This is a genomic window from Burkholderia sp. S-53, from assembly GCF_025560745.1.
In the GTDB taxonomy this organism is placed as follows: domain Bacteria; phylum Pseudomonadota; class Gammaproteobacteria; order Burkholderiales; family Burkholderiaceae; genus Burkholderia; species Burkholderia pyrrocinia.
Genome location: NZ_CP090484.1, coordinates 1,552,020 through 1,572,336 on the forward strand (window position 1 = coordinate 1,552,020; position 20,317 = coordinate 1,572,336).

Sequence of the window (20,317 nt, forward strand, 5' to 3'; positions counted from 1 at the left end):
AAGATCGCACTGGTCGGGACGTGTATCCGTGCCTACGCCAACCGGAATAAACACGAGGTCGCGTCGCAATCCGACACGGGTGTCGAACAGATACACGCCGACCGTGGTGACCAACCACCGACATGCGCCCAAAGCGCGTCGTCAACGGCACTGGCCATTTCCGGGTCGAAGAGCACCTTGTTCATTGCGTCAGCTCCATCCGGTTGCCCGTCACGACAAGCTTGACGGGATCAGTTTTCTTCCATAGCGACTTCGGAACCAGCACATGCCACTCGGCGTTCGACTGATTGCGGAAGAACACTGCGACACCCACAAACTTCGCGTCGTCGGCCATCGGTTCGGATAGCTTGACGGTCGCGTCTGGACCGAGCATCACTTCAGCCTCGGCGAGCACATCTGCCTTCAGCGCATCGCTCGTGCCGTCGAGCAAACGCGCATAGGTGGCCGTTTCGAACGCCTTCGAATCCCTGAGCTGGTAGACGCGCATCACGACCGGCAGCGCCACTCCGCGCTCATCCGGATTGAGTGCACTGCGGCTCACGATCACGAGGTTCATTTGCTTGACCTTGGCGATGAACACCGCACGCGTCGCGTCGACGGTCGTATCCTTTACCGATTGCCATGCGCCGCAGGCCGACACCAGTGCCACCAGCGAAAGACAAGCCAGCAGGCGCAGGGTTGTACGTACGCCATTCATCAGGTTTGCTCTCCTTTCATGGCTGAAACTCAAGCGGCAAAGGGGGAAGGGACGGGAACGCCGGCATGACGCCGGTCTTGCCGACCGTGAAGATCCGCTCGGGCATCCGGAAACCGCGCAGCTTGAGCAGATCAAGCGGGCCAGCGCCGAGCTGCGTGCGCAGCACGTATCGCAGCGGTTCGCCGTTCGCCACGTTCCATGCAAGCTGGTAGCGGGTACTGTCGAGTGGCTTGACGTCGGCCTTACTCAGCAGTCGCAGGAATGCCCAGTCTCCCGTCGCATCGAACGCCTGCCGCAAGCCGACATCGACCGTCTGCCACGTCAGGCTGGCGCGCCCGGTCAGGCCATTGCCGGGCCACGTGAACGGCGTCCAGCTTTCCTGCTGGTTGAAATTGACGATCTGCTTGCCGTCGATCGACAACTCCGAGCGTGTCACGTTTGGCACCGGCAGCGCCATCATGTCGATGCGCTCGCCCGCGTCGCCGCGTGCATAAAGCTGCGCGCCGACCGTCGACAGCAGCCTGATGCCGGCCAGGAACTTTGGATCGAATTGCAGCGCCTGCGGCGCCAGTTCGCTCGGTATCCAGTGATCACCTTCGAGCTTCAGCACGCCAGCCAGTTGCGTCGAGACGAAGCGCGCAATCAGGCCGGTATCGGGCCGCACGTAGCGGCCGAGCTCGGCGAAGGACGCATCGGCCTGCGTGTCGAAGAACGGGTACCGACCGCTCATCGCCGCGTTGAACGGCGCGGCGACGCTCGCGCGCCATGCTTCGTTCAGGCTCGCCGCGGCCGGCTGCAGGATCGTCTGCCACGCGGCCTCGAGCGGCTGCGCAAATGCGGCATCGCCAAAGCCCGACCACGCGGAGCCAAGACTGGCGGCCGTGAGCGCTGCGTCGTCGCGGGCCTGCGACAGTTCCGACAGCTTGCCCTGGAACACCGCCTGCGCGAGTGAGCGAGCCATCGCCTGCGCGTCGGCGCCGCTGGCGATCTGCTGCAACTTCAAACGCATCGTCGTCACCGCTGTCAGATAGCGCGACAGGCTCACACCGTTCAGTGCGATATCGGCCGTCGCGTTGCCCTTGTCATTACCGCTCACCGGTGTGGCACCGGTGTCGCCCATCAGTGCAAGCAGCGGGCCGAACGGCTTGTCGAGTGGGTTGACGGTAGATGCGGCTGTTGAATCGTCGTTGCCGATCAGGCTTTGCGCCTTGCGCACCAGCGTGTCGCTCAGCGCCTGCGACGGACGACCCGCCTGTGCCTGATATTGCACCGATTTCATCAGCGCGATCAGCGACGAGGTCTGCGCGTCGGCCAGCCTGGCAAGCTGTTCGATTGCGCCGGTCAGGTTCGACGCCGGCTGCCACTGGAGGCTGTTGAGCATGCGTTGCCAGGCAGCCGTGTACTCCGCGAAGTAGCGGGTTGTCAACCGCTGTTTCAGTGCGTCGGCCGCGTGCTTTTCGTCGATGGCCGCCTGAGCGCGAATCGCGCCAAGTGCCCCGGACGAAGCTCCGTTGGAGGATGACGGCGTGTTGTCGATCGATTGTGTCGACTGCGCGTCCGTCAGCACCCAGTCGCTGCTCACGCGGCGCTCGCTTGACGCTTTGTCGATCGCCGCGGCGATCATGCCGTCCCACGCGGCGCGCGTGTAAATGCCCGGCACGGTCTGCGACGTCGTGAATAGTCCATGGGCGTCGGCGCGATTCAGCAGCGTGTCGAGCGACGCGTCCGCGTACTTGCCTTTGACCTCGTCGAGGATGCGCTGGTACACCGTATCGTCGGCCGAAGCCAGACCCATCTGCGTGACCAGCATGTTGCGGGTCGACGTCACGAGGCCGTCGTCCAGCGCGATCCGCCATTCGGGATGCGCTTTCAGGTGATCCGCGTAAAAGCCGGCGAGCCGCCGGCCGGTATCGTCACGCTCGCCGACCGGAATCTCAACCGGCTTCGGCCACAGCGCCACGAATAGGCGTTTCAGGAACGCAGGATCAGCGCGCCGCGGATCGGCGAGCATCAAATAGGTCTTGAGCGCGTTATATGTGCTGCTGCGCGCGTCCTGCGATTGCAGCGCATCGGCGCGCGCCTCACCCGCAAACTTGAGCAGGTCTTCGGTCGACTTCACCACCGGCGCCTGCAGGTTGCGGGTCGCGGCAATCCGGTACGGCTGCCAGAGTGCCGCGAGGACTTCGTCGTTGCGCGACAGGCCGCCGCGCAAGTACCACGGTGCGCCGTGCTGCTGGCGGTATTCGAGCTTTTCCATCAGTTGCTGCAGCACCACTTGGGCGCGCCACGCCTGCGCTGTCTGTGGCCGGGCATCGACTGCCGCGTCCGCAGCGGCGCGCGCCTCCCGCATCAACTGCCGGTTGCCGATGAAGGAGACTGTCATCCAGACACACCACGCGATCGCTGCGACCGCGACGAGCTTCGCCAGCGCGTTGGGCCAGTAGAACCCGACCCGGCGGCCGACGCCGCGCCGGCTGGCGATCGCATGCCACACGGGGAGTAGCGCGACAGGTTGGCTCGCCGCAGAATCGGGCCACGCTCCAGGAGCTGTCGTTGTCGGCGATCGCAGGTTTTCCGTTGCGCCCCGTTGAATAGCCTGTCTCTCCGGCTTTTCAGTACCAAACACTGGCACGAACACGACGCCAGATAGTGGCGCACGCAGCCGGTGCGAGGCGAGCAGCACTTCCCATCCCGCGACGATGTGCTCGTGCTGCTGGCCGATGTAGGCGGACACCTTCAAGAGCCAGGTCATGCGCGTGGGCGCACAGCCCAACCGGATTCCCACATTGGCCGTATTCACTTCGATCATGGCAAGCTGATCGCGCAACACTCTCGTCTGCTCCCCGCCCTTGCGTGACGTGCCGCCGAATGCACCGATCACCTCAAACGTATCGGGCTGGTCGCCCTCAGCCTGCACCGGATGCAGAAACGTGACGGGCGCGGCCCAGCCGAAATCCGTCGCCAGGGTGGCGAGCGTGTGCGGCAGTTCGCTGTCAGGGCGGCCGTCTCCGTCCAATTGCACGACCTGAACTACGCTGTCGACAGGCCCACGTCGGCGCAGTTTCCGGATCTGCCTCCGCCACTGAAACACCTCGACGCCATCCGGCGCAGGGTGAACGAGAATTGCATTGCCGACGGGAAGGACACCAGCCTGCTTCAACCCGGGCGCCACCGAAGCGGTCAGATCGTCCGCGCCACATACCATCAGCCACGGCATACGGTAACGCCAGAACCAGCCGCGCGATGCCCGCAATTCGTCACACAGGTATTGAAGACGCGCGTCGCGCTTCAGATTTTTCCGTTGAGGCTCAAGGCCACGCTTCTCACTCTGAAATGCGCGTCCGTAAATCCAGTCCCAGGATGAATGGATCAAGGGCTCGATGAGGATCAGGATGAGGGCCACGACAGCAATTAGCGCAAACGCCCATCCAAGTCGCCCGTTGCCGGACAGGCGCCATTGGTCAGCCATCAGCAGCGCCAGTACGCTGGCAAGGATCGTCAAGAGAATGACGAATGCGCGGAAGCCTTTGGTTCGACGAGGGGTTGACTGCTCACTCATGACTGTTGCATGCCTTCTGGTTGTTGAAGGGAAGATTTGCGCACGACCGCATAAACCAGACCGTTGCCATCTTGGGTGGCGATCAATTGCGGTCGATCCGTAGCAGCAAAGTTTTCAGCCGCTAATGCGCATGCAAGCCACCCGGCAGCGTGTCCCGTGATTCCCAGTGACGTGTCGATATTTGCTGTCATCACCGCGTTTTCGTCGCCGCTCGTCGGTTCTGTCGCCGACTGTTTGAATGCATGTGCCAGACATTCCCGGCCATCGGCTTCGAGCCCGCTTGCCCATGCGTGGGTTTCGTTCACAGACGAAACCGCGCCCCACGTCAACGCTGTTCCAAGCGTCACGCCGAATCCGTCCGCTATCGAACGTACAGGACGGTGTAGCCAGGCTAGGACAGGTTGCTTCAGGCGATGGGCCATGTCCGGCCATGCGACCAGCATCGCCGTCGCGGCTTCCGCACCGTTGTCTGGCGGGTCATCGCGAAACTGAACGTTGACATATAGCGCGACTCGGTTGCGTCGCGCACCATCGGATTCGTCAAGCCACGCGTCCAATGTCATCAGCCCCTGCTCATTGGACTGGGAACTGAGCACGAACTCCCCTAAACCGAAAGCGCGCCATGCTGTTTCCCACTGTTTGGCGATATCGAGCGGATATTCGCTCCCCGTAACGACCAGTTGAACAGGCAGCACGATTTGCGACGGCAATGCCGCAAGCGTCGGCTGCATACGCGTTATCAGCTTGCCAAACAACTCGAGAAGGTCGTCGTTGGTGAGAGGAAAAGCATCACGGCGCGTGCGGCGTTGCTCGGTTTCGCGTCCTTCCCGTTTCTGCGCGACGATTGCCGTATGACTGACCGATGAACCTATCCCACGAACAGGCCGGAATCCCAGCATGGACTCGTGCTGGATAATACGTTTTGCGACATCCTGTTCGCCCATCGCAGTAACGTAGGCGGATGCCAGTAACGCGAGCGGCCGTTGCGCGAACGCGGTGTTGTGAACGACGACGCTCCTGCGCTGGCGGTTGAACGCCTCAACCTGCGCGAGCGCCTGTTCGTAAAGATGCCATCGCGCGGCGAAAAGCAACGCATACACCAGCGAGGGTACTGCGATCACCCACGTCCAGAACTGCCAATCGTGTGTTGACGTTCCCTTGGGCCACAACCACAACACCAGCGCGGCACCGCCAGCGATGATGATCATAGCCAGCAGAAACCAGACAATCGGCCGCGGCGGTTTTGCGTCTGAGACTACCTCAGGCGGCAATGTCGAAAAATCAACAGGCATACGGATCAGCGAGGCGGGTCGCGGTGCAATGTATCAGGGCTCTTTCGACGAATCAGGGCACGGCGTGTGATCGCCGTTCGATTCGGCGTAGCATTCGTGCCAATCTTCTCGCCGACCACCTTGAAGGTTAAATCCGATCATCTCCTTGCGATAACCCGTCGTTGGCCAATACGTAAAGCGATTTCGATTTTCGAGCGTACGCTGAACAAGTTCGGCTGCCTTCACCTTCTGCAAATAGGTTGTGACTTTGACATAGGACTCGAATCGTATGGCCTCATCAATCGTGATCTGCTTCCCCAACTGCCCATTGGGATCTATCGAAAAAAAGTAGTCACCGTTAACCACAATTCCGAATTTAGGGAGATCAAGATGCTGATCGAAGGCAACTCGATTTTTCTCGTAGACCACCTCCCAATCTGTCTTTTGATCCGAACGGACTGCGCTAATAACCACCTTATCCTGCGGCTCAATCTGCTGGGCAGAAACTGGAGCGTGTTGAGGATAATCGCGATCAAAATACGCCGGCTTAACCTCAAAGTAATATTCCTTGCCCGGCACCAGGTGCTGACCGATCAATCCATACTTGTCCTTGTGTGTCATATGCCACATCCATTTGAGGCCGTTCACCGAGCAATAGCCCGTGAACCTGCACATATTGAGAATCGGGTATCCCAATGCAGCGACCGCGACGAAGGTCACAATGCCTACTCTCGCGGCGAATCGGGATGTCAAAGTGTCACCTAGCCTGCCCATACTTGCTCAGCACCCCTTGAATGACCTTCGCTTTTGACGACAGATAGTCGACGAACTCCGGGCGCTGGATGTATCCGACAACCTTGCCAATAGCGCTTGTGTGCTGCCCGCCCATCGAGATCGAGGCGAAATGCGGGTCGACCGACGAATCAAGAATTTCGACATCGATAAGCCCGCAGTGGTACAGGGTTTGCCACACAAACGTGTGGCAGTTGTTTTCTGCCGGATCGTCGAACTTGAATGTCCATCGCCCGTTCGATGTCTGCGTGTACCGAGCAGCGTAATCGCGGATCGCTTGCAGGATTTCGTCTTCTGAACGATCATCCCCCACACCAACATACGGGTGACGAATCGTTTTCACGTCGGCCGCCCCGTGATGTGGATCCCACGGAAACGGTTGGGTACCAATACCACCGCCGGCAATCCCCGAACGGTGGCGCTCCCGTTGGGATTTGCGCCGAGCAGGCGAATCGCCATTAATACACCCTTCGACCTCGAAGAAAGGCGTGAACATCGACACGCCGGATTTGACCTTGTCCATGGGGCCGGAATTGGTGATGTCCGTTGCCGGATACCAGCCATAGCTTTCCTGGATCTTCGGATCACCGTGATCAATCTCCAGCCAGTAGTGACCGGGTTCTGCTTCCATCATGGCCCCGCTTGTGCCATAAAAAGGAATCCGCATGATGCGAATCATGTCGAGTCGGCGCGGAAAGTGCTGCAACGTGTAGCTGGCTTCGGAGGCCGCCTGCGAGACGCCCGAACCCAAATCGATCCACATATCGGCCATTATTATTCGTCCTTTGCCAGAAATTGCAGCTTCAACACGCTTTGCGCGTAGCTGGTCTTGATGACCTTGGTCTTGCCGACGGCGTCCGTGACGCCGTTGTGAATCGTGCCGTCAGGCTCGAGGATGCGGTACTGAACGCCAGACAGCGGTTCGCCGGTAGACGGGTTCTTCAGCACGAAGTGGTGATCATGCGGCATCAGTTCCTTGCCTTCACCGAACGAGAAACCTGGCGTGGGCATTGATCCGCCACCACCACGGGATATCGAGCCACCGCGCAGCTTGAGGTCGCCGGGACAAACGATCTCGATGTTGCCACCGTCAAGCTTGATATAGGCGCCACCGCTGGTCAGGGTCAGTGCCTTGTTGGCCGAAACAAGCACTTCGCCATCCGAACTGATAATCTGGATGGCATCGTGCGCGGCGAGCTCCATCGCATTGCCTTGGGCGTGCAGGTGTACCTTGCCTTTTTGCGATATCACCTTCATCGCCCCCTGCCATGCGAACATCGACATCCCATCACCGGCGGCAAACGAGATGTTCTTCATGGCGCCGAAATCGGCATTGCCGCCAGCCGTCGCAACAATGTTTGCCTGGGCTGCCAGTTGCAAGTGCGATCCGCTGGTAAACGCCATGCCTTCGGGGGCACTCGCAAGCAGCACGGCCTCCTTGAGTTCGTCGAGCCGCTCGGCCAGCAACTGTCGCTGACGATCAACATCGGCGGCAAAAGCGTGAGCGGCATTCGCGAGTTCAGACAGCTTTTCCATCTGTGACAGCGCGGCTTCGAGCCGTCGCTTTGCAGGCTGCATCTCAAGATGCAGCGCATTCGGATCAGTCTGCCTGTCGGCAGACAGGAAAACACCGCGAACGCCGCGAATGACCGAATGCCCGAGGGTCCAGGCTTCGAAGCCTTCTCCGCGCTTGCGCTTTTGACTGTCGACAAGGTAGCCGAGGCTAACCGACGACTTCATGTGGATCGTCGCGAACTTGCCGCCCTCCTGCCCCTTGCGGTCTTCGAGGCGGATGTCAGCGCCGAGCAGCGGTGACCGCCAGACGGCCCGGCTGTCCCAGCCCGAGAGACCGTGAACCGGGTCTGGGTGCGAAAAGTCGTTCATGGCGCCGGCGATGTACATCCGATCGACGTCGCCATGCGTGCATTGCAACTCGACCCACGTGTCCGGTATGAGTGGTGCATGAAAGCCGCCCCGATACGAGGCCGACGGCTTCATCAATCTCAGCGCCAGCAGGTCCGCACCGTGCGCGCTCGGCTTGCGCAGAAATTGCGGCCGCACCGGATAGCGGCCATGATCGTCCAGCGGCGCATAGGGACTCTTGCCGTTCGAAACGATCACGCCCGGGATGGTGCCCGTCACCCAACGCCAATGTTTGGCCGGAATATATTCGGGCCGCCAGGTCAGATGCGCGGGCGTCGCCTCGAATTCGTTGAATGCGGGCTCGGTGCGGCTCGCCCGCGTTACGACTTTCGTGATGACGAGGCCATAAGGTGCCTCCGACACCTTATGGTTCGTCAGTTGCACCACGGTTCCCGGCATCAGGCCGGCGATGTTGCTGGTGCCCCTGAAGGTGATCTGCCGGGCAACCTGCTCCTCCCGCCGGGCGGTGGAGAGCATCTTGCCAACGTCGGCGTTGCGGTGGTGCTCGGTGCTGCGGTTGATGCTCCCGTACACAGACCGGTCCTCTCGCGCAATATCGGCGGCGGCCTCGAGCGGATCATCAGGCAAGCGGTAATTGCGCTCCCAGAGCTGAACGGAGGCCGGCACTAGCTCACGCACCGCTTCGATACTCAGGATTTCCTTACCCCAGTTGTTGCTCAGCCCCGAACATGGCAAGTACGGCACCTCAAGCGAACGCACATAGGCGCGTGGATTGTCACCGAACACGAGCGTATCGCGGCGGGTCCTGTCGCCTTCCACTGCGTGCCTGAAGTACCAGAAAATTCCGGCGCGACGACAATGTCGGCTGATGAAGTTGAGGATCGACTCCTCGTACATGACCGTCTGCTCGAACTTCTCGCGCGCCTCCTCGAGCTTCAACTCGATATCGAATGGATAGATGTTCTGGCGGTCAACGAACAATTCCGAGATCAGATCCTTGACCGACTTGTCCCGGAACACGCCGGAATCATGCACCTTGTCGTACAGCGCAATTCGTGGCTCGATGCGCAACTTGTAGGTCGCCTCGTCGCGGGTCACCTTGATGCGCCGCCAGAGCGTCACGACACCATGCACGACGAGTTCCGGCGACACGGTCGGGTCGACCAGCCCCGGAGCTGACGGGATCGACGCTTCTTCTTCGATTCCGAACGTCGCGCGCCGACCGACCCATTGCGCCCCATCGATCTGCCTGTCTGCCGACGTGACCACGACACTCAATCGAAACGGCTCGTTGAATGCCGCGGAGAACTTGCTGCTCACGACAGAGACCGGCGTCGGAGTTGTAGTCGCGACCTTCAGGCGTAATAGCTGCCGAAGCCTCGCGCTCGGGTGCTTCAGGATCGTTTCGATAGTCGTCTGCATGGCCATTGCAGGATCAGATCGGGCAAAACGCCCGGCGGTTTTGGAGTCGTGTTGTATTGCCTCGGGAACGGTATCAAATGCCCTCAACGCAGTCGATCGGACAAGTCAGAATCTGGCGGAGTTTTTAACGAGAAGCCGGGCAATCGCATGAAATGTCACAAACGGAGAACGGCGGCACGGTAGCGTCATTGACGCCCGCTTTGGGCCGTCGATTCTTGATACCGGCCTTCGTAGTCGTATCCACTTTGAGCAGGGTCAGGCAGATGCGGCGCAGGATCTCAAAGTTCTGGGCGGCGTTGTCGACGCGAACCCCGCACTGATCTTCACCGAAGGCCATGTCCAGTACCCAGTGCATGCTGTTCTCGATACGCCAATGAGCCCGCACGGCCCGCGCAATTCGTGCGGCGTCGGGAGGCAGGCTCGACACGTAACGCGCTGCGCAGCTTCGACCTGCCGGACGCCTGCCAAACCTGACCCTCGCCACCGAGGAGCCGAACGTGGCCCAGAGCACGGTCGCGCAGCAGATCCGCGTGCTCGAAACGTTCTTCGGCCAGAAGCTGTTGGAGCGCAACGGACGTTCGCTGCGGCTGACGCCGCGCGCGCGGCATTATCTCGTCGACGTCGCGAGTTGCCTCGAGCGGCTTGCGCAGGCGACCAGGCAAATGTTCGACGGCCCCAGTGGCCAGCCGATCCATGTCGATACGTCCGCGTCGTTCGCGCGTGGATGGTTGCCGCCGCATACTGGTTCCACCAGGCGGGCGCGACCGTCACGGAGACATTGCGCGGTCCGTTCTACGACGAGTTCTTCCTGTTGATCTGGGCAGCAGAGAGCTGGCTCGGCGTCTTTCTCGCGCCGCGCGCGGTCGTGCAGGACGAGATCGCGAACGGGCGGCTCGTCGCTCGCGACGGACTCGGACGAGCCGGGCCTGACGACGACGGCAGCCGCTGCGACGCCCGACGCACCACGCCGAGCTTCAACCCCAGCATGCCGAAGATGCGGTTCATCGTCTGCACAGTGCCATCGCTGCGCCCCTGCCCGGTATCCTGCATCGTTTTCGTCGATACGCTCGCGAGCTTCGCCATTTCCGCGCTGGTCAGCCGCATCGTGCGTTTGAGATGACAGACGGATTCCCGCAGCGTCCATTCGGGATGCGAAAGAACGTAGTCGATCGCTTGCCGCCGCAGTGCCAGTTGATCGGGACGCGAGAGCGTGTTGTAGCGCTTGTCCATTGCATCTTCGGCCGAACCAGAGTCGGGCCGATTCGTCGGCAAGCCGTGCAATGTCCGGCCGCAGGTGCGTGTGCACGTCCATCAGGGTCAAGGCCGAACCGTTTATTTCGCTGGAAATCTATACAAATCATGTCAGTTCATCCGTATGATCCATATAGAAATCCGCCGAAATAGAATGACGCCGGGAAGCACGGCATCGCGAATCCGGCCCGCTCAGCGGCGGCCGCCCAACGCTTCCTCGATCTTGCGATCCGTCTTGTACTGACTCAGCGCATAAACCGACCAGATCGCGGCGGGGATCCAGCCGATCAGCGTCAGTTACAGAATCAGGCAGATCAGGCCGGCGACCGGGCGGCCGATCGTGAAGAACTGCAGCCACGGTACCAGCAGGGCGAGAATCAGACGCATGAGAATCCTCTTCTTGCATTGTTGAAGATTGTGCCCGGTCAATATGGTGCTGCGCCCCGTCGAAATCAAGCTCGCTCACGCAATCCGCGCGTCTGCCGACATTTGACGTCTCGCGATCCGCAGACATCGCGCGAACCCCGTGTGGGCGCGCCAACGCATTGCGGCTCCCATCGGTCGCCCGAAACGCTCTGCTTCGCCCATTCGTCAAAAAAACGGCCCCGCATCACACAAGGGCCGCGTCAAAGTCGCTGGAGAAAGTGCCGCGCCGCGTCAGAACGTATGCCGCATGCCGATCCGCACGAGCGTCTGCGTGTTGCCGGCGGACGAGATGCCGTTGCCGACGTCGCCGACCGACGCCGTCGCGGCGACGACGTTGCCGTACGGATCGAGCGTCTTGCCGCTCGCCTTCTGGTAGCCGACGAGACCGTAGAGCGCGGTCCGCTTCGACAGGTAGTAGTACGACGCCAGGTTCAACTGGTGATACTTCGGCGCGGCTTCCCCGCCGACCGAACTGCCGCGCGTGAAGTCGTAGCCGGCCGCGACGCGCAGCGCCGGCGACACCTGCCACGACGCCGTGCCGCCGACCGAGTTGTAGGTCGCGTTGCCCCGGAACGTCGAGAACGCGCCCGCCCGGTACTGCGTGTTGCTGTACGACAGGCCCAGCGTCACCGCGCCGATCTGGTAGGTCGACGCGGCCGCGACGATCTGCATGCTCTTCGACGACGCAAAGCCCTCGTTGATCGACGACGCGAAGGTACCGTCGTACGAGCCGGTCCATGCGCCGCCGTTCGCGCCGAATGCGTTGGTCGCATACAGGTACGCCGCGCCGATCGCGAACGGCCCGTTCACGTACTGGCCTCCGACGCTCCACGTGTTCTGGTTCTTCGCGCTGCCCGCCTGGTTGCCGAAACCGTACAGCCCGCCGAACGTGAAGCCGCCCAACGACGGGCTCACGTACTTGACCGAATTGTTCTCGCGCGACTGGTTGTCGATGTTGTCGAGATCGCCCGGATGCGCACCCATGCCGGTCAGGAACGAGCCGGGGCCGATCGAGCCGACGAAATCGACGATCGGATCGTACTGGCGGCCCATCGTCAGCGTCCCGTAGCGCGTGCTCGACAGCCCCATCCACGCCTGGCGGCCGAACATCCGCCCGCCCTGGCCGAGCTGCCCGGTGCCGATGTTGAAGCCGCTCTCGAGCTGGAAGACGGCCGCGAGCCCGTCGCCGAGATCTTCCTTGCCCTTCAGCCCCCAGCGGCTGCCGGACCACGTACCGCTCGCGAAACTGTAGCTCGACGCGCCGCGATACGCGACCGGCGCACCGGGCGCCCCCTTGCTCGTCGCGACGCGCTGGTTGCTCGTGTACCCCAAACCCGCGTCGACGATCCCGTAGAGCGTGACGGTGCCTTGCGCATGCGCCGCCGTGCAGAAGCCGCCGGCAACGCAAAGCGCAAAAGTGATCTTCTTCATGTAGAGGATTCCTATTTATTCAGTCGATACCAACCGAGACGATGCATCCGGTTACCCGGAATGCCGACCTACGCCGAACCGGACAGCCACTGCGCGACCCGCGCGACGAGCAGGTCCGCTTCGTCGAAGTTCTCGACGCCCGCCACCTGCGGCGCGTCGCAAATCGCGAACACCGGCTTGCCCCATTGCAGCCCGAGCGCGATTTCGGACAGCGTGCCGAGGCCGCCGCCGACCGCGACCAGGCACAGCGACGCGCGCGCGATCAGCGCGTTGCGCGTGATGCCGAGCCCGGTCGGCAGCGCGACGGTCAGGTACGGATTCGCGTGCTGTGCATCGTCCTCGGGCAGCAACCCGATCACGCATCCGCCCGCCGCCTGCGCGCCGCGCGCGGCGGACTCCATTACGCCCTGCTTGCCGCCGCCGACGATCGCGACGCCCGCCGCCGCGAGCCCGTGCGCGATCCGCTCGGCGATCGCGAGCTGGGCGTCCGTCGCATCGCGCGGGCCGATCACGCCGACCGGCATCCGGTGCCGGGTCGCGCCGCGCTGCCGTTGCGCGAGTTGTGCCAGCGCGTCGCGCGCCTGGTTCGACCATTCAATGATGTCGTTGCCGTGCAAGTCCTTCCCCCAATGCAAGAACACAGGTGCAGAGCGCCGTCAGCACGATGGACAGCACGGCGGCCTGCGAGAAATCGGTCTGTCCGTCGGACAGCTTCAGGTACATCAGCAGCGGCAGGATGTTGATCTGCGTGCCGGCCAGCGCGAGCGCCGTGCCGTACGTGCCGAGCGCGATCGCGCTGACGAGGCACCATGCCGACGCGATCGACGGCCACAGCTCGCGCCACGCGACGTCGAACCACGCGCGCCACGGCCGCGCGCCGAGCGTCAGCGCCGCCTCGAGCGGCCGCCGGTCGAGATTCGCGAGCGCCGGGTAGAGGATCAGCGCGACGCGCGGGATCAGGTAGTACGCGTACGCGAACGCGAGCCCCGGCATCGTGTAGATCGCGCCGCCGACCACGGTCGGGTCCGCGCCGAGCGACGCCAGCAGCGTCGTCACGAAACCGGCGCGGCCGAACACGAGGATGAAGCCGTAGGCGATCAAGAGGCCGGAGAACGCAAGCGGCACGCCGAGCAGCGCGAGCGACCAGCGCCGGCGCGCCGGCGACTGCCCGGCCAGCACGAACGCGACCGGCACGCCGACCGCGACGGACAGCGTGCCGGCGGCGATCGCGAGTGCCAGCGAACGCACGATTGCGTCGGCGACGAGCGGATCGCCGAATACCGCGGCGAACGCATGACCGCCGCCGTCGAACGCGGCGCCGACGAGCGCGGCGAGCGGCAGCGCGAAGCACACCGCGAACAGCCCGGCCGCCGGCACCGCGCCGTAGCGGCGCAGCACGCCGCGCTGCATGGAAGAGACCCGCATCGTGCGCCCCTTACTTGCCGAGCGTGGCCTGCGACCACAGCTGGTCGACCTCGGCCTTGCGTGTCGCGGCCTTCGCGACGTCGAGCGGACGCACCTGCGGCGCGTTCGGCAGCTTCGCGGCGACCTCCTGCGCGACCGGCGTGCCGGGTACGGCCGGGCGCACGTAGCCCTGCGCGAACAGCGCCTGGCCGACATCGCTCATCACGAGGTTGAGCCACAACTGCGCGGCGGCCGGGTTCGGACCGTTCTTCACGAGACTCATCGCGTACGGCGCCGATACGCTGCCGTCCTGCGGAATCACGACTTCGGCCGCGTCGCCCATGCCGTCCGTGTACTTGGCCTTGAGCCCGTCGTTCTCGTAGCCGATCAGGATCGGAATCTCGCCCTTGACGAACTTCGCGTACGGCGTCGTCCCCTCGACGCGCAGCACGTTGCCCGCCTGCTTCAGCTTGCCGAAGAACTCCGCGCCCGGCTTCGGGTTGTCGACGCTGCCGCCGTTCGCATAGGCGGCAGCGAACACGGCGACCTGCCCCTGCCCGGTCGAACGCGGGTCGAGATAGACGACTGCATTGCGATACTCGGGCTTCAGCAGGTCAGACCAGCGCTGCGGCACGTTCTTCACGAGCTTCCGGTTGACGAGCAATGCGATGTTCAGCGAGTGCACGGCGAACCAGCGGCCGTCGGCCGCGCGGAACACCTGCGGCAGCTTGTCGAAATTGACCGGCTTGAACGGCGCGACGACGTCCTTGGCCGTCGCATCGAGCGCCGACGCCGCGAAGTAGTACGCGGTGTCGGCCTGCGGGCGGCGTCGCGACTTGTCGAGCGCGACGACCGTGGCCGCCGAGCCGATGTCGTTGTACGTGATCTCGACCTTCGGGTAGCGCTTGCGGAATTCGGCGAACAGCGACTTCCAGTTCGCCCATTCCGGGCCCGTGTCGAACGACACGACGAGCCCTTCGTCGGCGGCCTTCTCGTACAGCGCGTCCTCGCCGGGATACAGCGGCGCGGCATGGGCCAGCGCCGGCGCGAGGGTCGCGAACGCGCAGAGCGCCAGCAGGCGGCGGCGCGTCGCATGAAGGAAATGACGGCGTGCAGACATCGTGATTCTCCGTTGAATGAATGGGGTCGCCCGCGCTTACGCGGCGGGCAGCACGAGCAGGTGGCGCGGCTCGATCGACACGCAGCGCGCGGGAAGCGCGCGCCCTTCGCCGAGCAGCGCGTCGGTCGCACCGGCCGGCACGAAGTCGAAGCGCTGCGTCGCGCCGAAATAGCGCACCTCGCCGACCCGGCCGTCGATGCGGTTCGCGACGTATTCGGGCGGATCGGGCTGCACGTGTTCCGGCCGGATCAGCACGTCGACCGAGTCACCCGGCCGGTGCGCCCCCGTATCCGCGCACAGCGTGGTGAACCGCACGTCGACCGCGCCGAACGCGAGCACGCGGCCGCGCAGCAGCGTCGAATGGCCGACGAAGCGGGCGACCTGCGCGGTCGCCGGACGCTCGTACAGGTCGCGCGGCGTGCCGGCCTGCAACATGCGTCCACCGTCGACGATCGCCACGCGATCGGCCATGCTGAGCGCCTCGTCCTGGTCGTGCGTGACGAGCAGCGTCGTCGCGCCGCAGGCGCGCTGCAGCGCGCGGATCTCGTCGCGCAACTGGTGGCGAATGCCCGCATCGAGCGCGGCAAGCGGCTCGTCGAGCAGCAACAGCTTCGGTTCGATCACGAGCGCGCGGGCCAGCGCGACGCGCTGCTGCTGGCCGCCGGACAGCAGCGCCGTACTGCGGTCGGCCTGCGCGGCGAGGCCGACGCGTTCGAGCATCTCGAGCGCGCGGCGGCGGCGCAGTGCCGCCGTCATGCCGCGCATCTTCAGGCCATAGCCGACGTTGTCGACGACCGACAGGTTCGGAAACAGCGCGTAGTGCTGGAACACCATCCCGATCTCGCGCTGCCATACCGGCACGCCGGCCATGTCGCGGCCCACGATCGCAATGCGGCCGCGGTAGCCGTCGAGCAACCCGGCGGCGAGGCGCAGCAGCGTCGATTTGCCGGAGCCGCTGCGGCCCATCACGGCGAGCAGTTCGCCCTGGGCCGCGGACAGCGTGACCGCGTCGACGCCGTGACGGGCGCCCGGATACTGAAAGCTGACGTTTTCGAAATCGAGACTCATGACGGTTTCACTTCAGTCGTTGCACGGTGAAGACGGATGCGAGCGTTGCCAGCACGGCGAGGACGAGCAGCACGACGGTCGCCGCACAGGCCATCCCCGACGCGCCGTAGAACGCCTGCAGCAGCACGATCGGATAGTTGCGATAGCGGAAGCCCGCGATCAGGTTCGAGATCTGGAATTCGCCGATCGACAGCGCGGCAACCATCACGAGGCCGGAAAACAGGCTGTGCCGCAGGTTCGGCACCACGATCGTGAAGAACTGGCGCAGCGGCGTCGCGCCGAGCGTCGCCGCACACGCCTCGAGATGGGCGAGGCCCAGGTGCCGCAGGTCGCTCAGCAGCGTCTGCAGCAGGTACGGCAGCGTCAGCACCGCATGCGCGGCGATCATCAGCGGCAGCGTGCCGAGCCACGGCAGCGCATCGCCGCTGAAGATCGCGATGTAGCCGAACCCGAGCGTCAGCGCCGGCACCGCGATCGGCATCAGCATCACGACGCGCGCCGCGAAGCCGCGGCCGGCCAGTGCGCGGTGATGCAGCGCATACGCGAGCGGCAGCGCCAGCACGGCGTTGATCACACAGCACGCGAGCGCGACGACGAGGCTCACGCCGAATGCGCGGGTAAAACTGCGATTCGCGGCCAGATCGGCGAACCAGTGCGACGTGATGCCGGACGGCAGCAGCGTGTTCGTCCACGACTGGCCGACCGAGCCGATCAGCAGCAGCGCGATCGGCAACGCGAGGTACAGCGCGAAGGCCGCGACGAATGCCTGCAGCAGCAGGCGTCCCGCCATCGCGTGCGGCCGTTTGTTACGACGAATCGGAATAGCTTCGGCAAGGGCCGGAGCGGATGGCGGATGCATGGCGAGACTCGCTGGCGGACACGGAATGGGGCACGCAACGCCCGCCGGACAGGGCCGACATGCATGGTCGTGACGGACGCAGTGTGCGGATCCGACATGGCATCGTCATGAAAAAAACGTACAACGCCCGCATCGATCTGTGCGCGCAAGGAATAGTTCGCCGTGAAGCACCTGTTTCCCAACATCGCGGAGCTGCACGCGTTCGCGAGTTCCGTGAAGTACCTGAACTTCTCGTATGCGGCCCGCGAGCTCGGCCTGACGCCGAGCGCGGTCAGCCGGCAGATCGCGAATCTCGAGGCGCTGTTCGGCGTCAAGCTGTTCGTGCGCGAGGGACGCAATCTCGCGCTCACGCGGGCCGGACAGGTCTATCACGCGCGCGTGATCGGCCCGCTGCGCGAGATCGGCAACGCGTCGATCGAATTGCTGAGCGCGCGCGAGAACAGCGATCTGCTGACGATCGCGAGCGTGCCGACCTTCACGACGAAGTGGCTGGTGCCGCGGCTCGCGCGCTTTCTGGCCGCCGCGCCGGGCGTCACGCTGAGTTTTCGCCGCCATCTGGCTCACGGCGACGTGTTCCCGTTCGGACTCGACGCGGCGATCCGCTATGGCGACGGCGCATGGGAAGGCGTCCGCTGCGATTATCTGGACGGCCATACGTTCGTGCCGGTCTGTTCCGGTGAATTCGCGACGCGGCATGCGCTGCGCACGCCCGCCGACGCGGCATCCGCGCCGCGGCTCGTGCACGAGCAGGCGGAAATCGCGTGGTCCATGTGGGCGGAGCGCCATCGCGCGGCCCACATGAATGCGCTGGCGGGGCCGCGCTTCGAACAGTATTCGGTGCTGATCCAGGCCGCGCAGGCCGGGCTCGGGCTCGCGCTCGTGCCGCGCTTCCTGATCGTCGACGCGCTCGCGAGCGGCGCGCTCGTCGAACCGTTCGACGCCCCCGTCGACGTCGACGCGCAAGGGCACTACCTGTGCTACGCGCCGGAGCGCCTGGAGACGAGCGCGGCGTTGCGGCGCTTCCGGGAATGGATGCTCGACGAATGCGCGAACGGATGAGCCTGTCCGGCAAAGCCGGACAGGCTCGAACGGCATGGGACCGGGCAAGCCCGGGCGGCAAAACCGGACAGGCTCGAACGGCATGGGACCGGGCAAGCCCGGGCGGCAAAGCCGGACAGGCTCGAACGGCATGCGACCGGGCAAGCCCGGGCGGCAAAGCCGGACAGGCTCGGGCGGCATGGGACCGGGCAAGCCCGGGCGGCAAAGCCGGACAGGCTCGAACGGCATGCGACCGGGCAAGCCCGGGCGGCATAACCGGACAGGTTCGGGCGGCATGGCAACGCCGGTAGCGCGGCGCCGCGCCGCCCGTCACGCTCAACGCCCGATACCGAGCCCCGGCAGCACGCGCGTGTTCTCGGCCACGACCGCATGCAGCAGGCGCGGATCGGCGCCGAGCAGCTCGAGGATCGTCGGCGCGACCTGCTTCGTGCCGACCAGATCGTTCACGGTGCGCGCGCGATGGATGCCCGGATACGACACGAGCAGGCCGAGGTGGCTGTCGTCCGGTGCGTTGCCGCCGTGCTCCTCGTCCTTCTTCGTGCTCGACGTGTAGATCACGCCCGGATTCGGCTGGACGATGATGTCCGGCGTGCGGCCGTTGGCCGGATCGCCGAAGCGGTCGGCGAGCGCCGCGCCGTACAGGATGTAGGCCTGCGAGCCGTCCGCGCAGATCCCCGGCGCGTTGCAGCCCAGGTTCGCCTTCAGCGTCTGCACGACGGCCGTGCGCTGGCTGCGGTCGCGCAGCCAGATCAGGCCGACGTCGTCGGTCTGCACGAAGCCCGTGCCGACCAGGCCCGACCCGTCGTTCGGGTTGCCCGTCGTCGTGTTGTTCTGGCCGAAGTTGCCGTTCGGGTCGAGGTAGTTGTTCGCTTCGAGCAGCTTCGACAGCGTGTCGCCGTTCTTCACGAGCTTCGTGTGGTCGGTCGGCGACTGGCCGTGCTTCGCCGTCACGATCACGGCCGTCGACGTATACAGGTTGGCCTGCTTCAGCGCCGCGACGACATGGCCGATCGAGTTGTCGACATACGTGATCGCGTTCGCGACCTGACCGTTCGGCGTGAAGTCCGCGTCGAGATACCCGCCGCCCTTCGCGACCGGCGACTTCTGCGCGACGCTCAGCGTCTGGAAGTTGGCGCCGAACAGCGTCGGCACCGGCGCGCTCTTCGTGCCCGTCGAATCGCGGCCTTCGATCTGGTTGATCAGCGCCTGCACGTGCAGGTTGTCGAAGCGCGCGGTGTGCGAATAGACGTCCGTGTAGGCGGTGTTCGTCGCCGGGTCGATCGAGTTGATCTCGGTGCGCATCAGGTCGTCGACGCCGGTGCCCGACGGGCCGTTCAGCCAGTCGTAACCCCATGCATGCTTGTCGGCCCACGCGGTGTGCGCATTCGGCACGCCGGCCTTCACGGCTTCGAACACCGTGTTGGTCTTCAGGTAGTTGTGCGGATAGACCGGCACGCACTGGCCATTGACCTTCGCATGCGGGATCGCCTGCGGGTTGAATGCGCCGCCGCCGTCCAGGTGCACGAGCGCGCCGCCGTTGATCGCGTCGATGCCGGTCGTTTCGTCGAACACGACGTTCCAGCCCTGCTTGCCCGAACACGTCGTATCGCTCGGCGCATACAGGTTGCGGTCGTACGACACGTCGTAGAACAGGCCGGCCGTCTTCGGCGAGCCGCCCGTCACGAGCGCCGCGAGGCCCGGGAACGAATCCGACAGGCCGGGCGTGTACGCGTTCGTGTACGTCACGCCGCTCTTGGCGAGCACCGCGATGTTCGGGCACGTGTTCGCGCCGATGCAGCGCGCGAGATCCTGTTCGTGCAGGCCGTCGACGCTGATCAGCAGCACGTGCTTCACGACACGGTGCGCATTGCCGCGCTCCTCGCCCTGGCTGTTGCCGTCCTGCTGCGCCGCGTGCGCGCCCACGCTTGCGAGCGCCAGCGCGCCCGCCACCACCGTCGCCATTTTCCGCTGCTTACCGAAAAACGAAATCATCACCCCACCTCATCGATTGATGTTGAACTGCGTGACTTGCCATCAGGCGCGCAAAATATCGCCGGATCGTGCGGCGGTCGGA

17 protein-coding genes and 1 pseudogene are annotated in these 20,317 nt (G+C 64.3%); 2 read left to right on the plus strand and 16 right to left on the minus strand.

Translation table 11 applies throughout. From position 1 onward, the window contains the following. Positions 1-181: 181 nt before the first annotated feature. The 7 genes from tssJ to LXM88_RS29115 all read right to left on the minus strand — a co-directional run bounded on the left by tssJ (position 182) and on the right by LXM88_RS29115 (position 10,136). Positions 182-697: a type VI secretion system lipoprotein TssJ gene (tssJ, locus tag LXM88_RS29085; protein WP_262546663.1), complete on the minus strand. Its 516-nt coding sequence runs from the start codon at positions 695-697 to the stop codon at positions 182-184. 16 nt (positions 698-713) lie between these two features. Next, a complete protein-coding gene (locus LXM88_RS29090) occupies positions 714-4,256 on the minus strand; it encodes an ImcF-related family protein (RefSeq protein WP_262546665.1) in 3,543 nt (1,180 codons plus the stop codon). After that, positions 4,253-5,548: a hypothetical protein gene (locus tag LXM88_RS29095; protein WP_262546667.1), complete on the minus strand. Its 1,296-nt coding sequence runs from the start codon at positions 5,546-5,548 to the stop codon at positions 4,253-4,255. Before LXM88_RS29095 ends, LXM88_RS29090 begins: the two co-directional genes overlap by 4 nt. Before the next feature lie 33 nt (positions 5,549-5,581). After that, a complete protein-coding gene (locus LXM88_RS29100; RefSeq protein ID WP_262546668.1) occupies positions 5,582-6,148 on the minus strand; it encodes a hypothetical protein in 567 nt (188 codons plus the stop codon). Between the two features lie 136 nt (positions 6,149-6,284). Then, positions 6,285-7,091: a hypothetical protein gene (locus tag LXM88_RS29105; RefSeq protein ID WP_262546670.1), complete on the minus strand. Its 807-nt coding sequence runs from the start codon at positions 7,089-7,091 to the stop codon at positions 6,285-6,287. A 2-nt stretch (positions 7,092-7,093) separates the two neighbouring features. After that, complete coding sequence (locus LXM88_RS29110; protein ID WP_262546672.1) at positions 7,094-9,625, minus strand: type VI secretion system Vgr family protein; 2,532 nt, start codon at positions 9,623-9,625, stop codon at positions 7,094-7,096. 124 nt (positions 9,626-9,749) lie between these two features. Beyond that, entirely contained in the window at positions 9,750-10,136 is a 387-nt protein-coding gene (locus LXM88_RS29115) for an ISAs1 family transposase (RefSeq protein WP_318654712.1), read from the minus strand. On the opposite strand from LXM88_RS29115, the gene LXM88_RS29120 reads away from it, so the two are divergent. Beyond that, the gene (locus LXM88_RS29120) at positions 10,123-10,440 is read left to right on the plus strand and encodes a LysR family transcriptional regulator (RefSeq protein WP_262546673.1); all 318 of its coding nucleotides are present in this window, start codon (positions 10,123-10,125) and stop codon (positions 10,438-10,440) included. The genes LXM88_RS29115 and LXM88_RS29120 overlap by 14 nt on opposite strands. Here LXM88_RS29120 and LXM88_RS29125 read toward each other — a convergent pair. The 8 genes and pseudogenes from LXM88_RS29125 to LXM88_RS29160 all read right to left on the minus strand — a co-directional run bounded on the left by LXM88_RS29125 (position 10,418) and on the right by LXM88_RS29160 (position 17,184). After that, entirely contained in the window at positions 10,418-10,855 is a 438-nt protein-coding gene (locus tag LXM88_RS29125; RefSeq protein WP_262546676.1) for a transcriptional regulator, read from the minus strand. The two genes, LXM88_RS29120 and LXM88_RS29125, sit on opposite strands and share 23 nt — an antisense overlap. Positions 10,856-11,068: 213 nt before the next feature. Then, a pseudogene (locus LXM88_RS29130) lies at positions 11,069-11,263 on the minus strand (YqaE/Pmp3 family membrane protein). 270 nt (positions 11,264-11,533) lie between these two features. Next, positions 11,534-12,733: a porin gene (locus LXM88_RS29135; RefSeq protein ID WP_262546678.1), complete on the minus strand. Its 1,200-nt coding sequence runs from the start codon at positions 12,731-12,733 to the stop codon at positions 11,534-11,536. Positions 12,734-12,801: 68 nt separating this feature from the next. Next, positions 12,802-13,350 carry a TIGR00725 family protein gene (locus LXM88_RS29140; RefSeq protein ID WP_262546681.1) on the minus strand — a complete coding sequence of 183 codons (549 nt, stop codon included), beginning with the start codon at positions 13,348-13,350 and terminating at the stop codon, positions 12,802-12,804. Further along, positions 13,328-14,158 carry an ABC transporter permease gene (locus LXM88_RS29145; RefSeq protein ID WP_262546684.1) on the minus strand — a complete coding sequence of 277 codons (831 nt, stop codon included), beginning with the start codon at positions 14,156-14,158 and terminating at the stop codon, positions 13,328-13,330. Before LXM88_RS29145 ends, LXM88_RS29140 begins: the two co-directional genes overlap by 23 nt. Before the next feature lie 10 nt (positions 14,159-14,168). After that, positions 14,169-15,257, minus strand: a complete 1,089-nt coding sequence (locus LXM88_RS29150; RefSeq protein ID WP_262546687.1) for an extracellular solute-binding protein — start codon at positions 15,255-15,257, stop codon at positions 14,169-14,171. Positions 15,258-15,293: 36 nt separating this feature from the next. Further along, positions 15,294-16,325, minus strand: a complete 1,032-nt coding sequence (locus LXM88_RS29155; RefSeq protein ID WP_262546689.1) for an ABC transporter ATP-binding protein — start codon at positions 16,323-16,325, stop codon at positions 15,294-15,296. A 7-nt stretch (positions 16,326-16,332) separates the two neighbouring features. Next, on the minus strand, positions 16,333-17,184 hold the full coding sequence (locus tag LXM88_RS29160; protein WP_262546693.1) for an ABC transporter permease: 852 nt from the start codon (positions 17,182-17,184) through the stop codon (positions 16,333-16,335). A gap of 162 nt (positions 17,185-17,346) precedes the next feature. Here LXM88_RS29160 and LXM88_RS29165 point away from each other — a divergent pair, with 162 nt between their 5' ends. After that, the gene (locus LXM88_RS29165; protein ID WP_262546696.1) at positions 17,347-18,243 is read left to right on the plus strand and encodes a LysR substrate-binding domain-containing protein; all 897 of its coding nucleotides are present in this window, start codon (positions 17,347-17,349) and stop codon (positions 18,241-18,243) included. 315 nt (positions 18,244-18,558) lie between these two features. On the opposite strand, the gene LXM88_RS29170 is transcribed toward LXM88_RS29165, so the two are convergent. Then, positions 18,559-20,235, minus strand: a complete 1,677-nt coding sequence (locus LXM88_RS29170; RefSeq protein WP_262546698.1) for an alkaline phosphatase family protein — start codon at positions 20,233-20,235, stop codon at positions 18,559-18,561. Between the last annotated feature and the right edge of the window lie 82 nt (positions 20,236-20,317).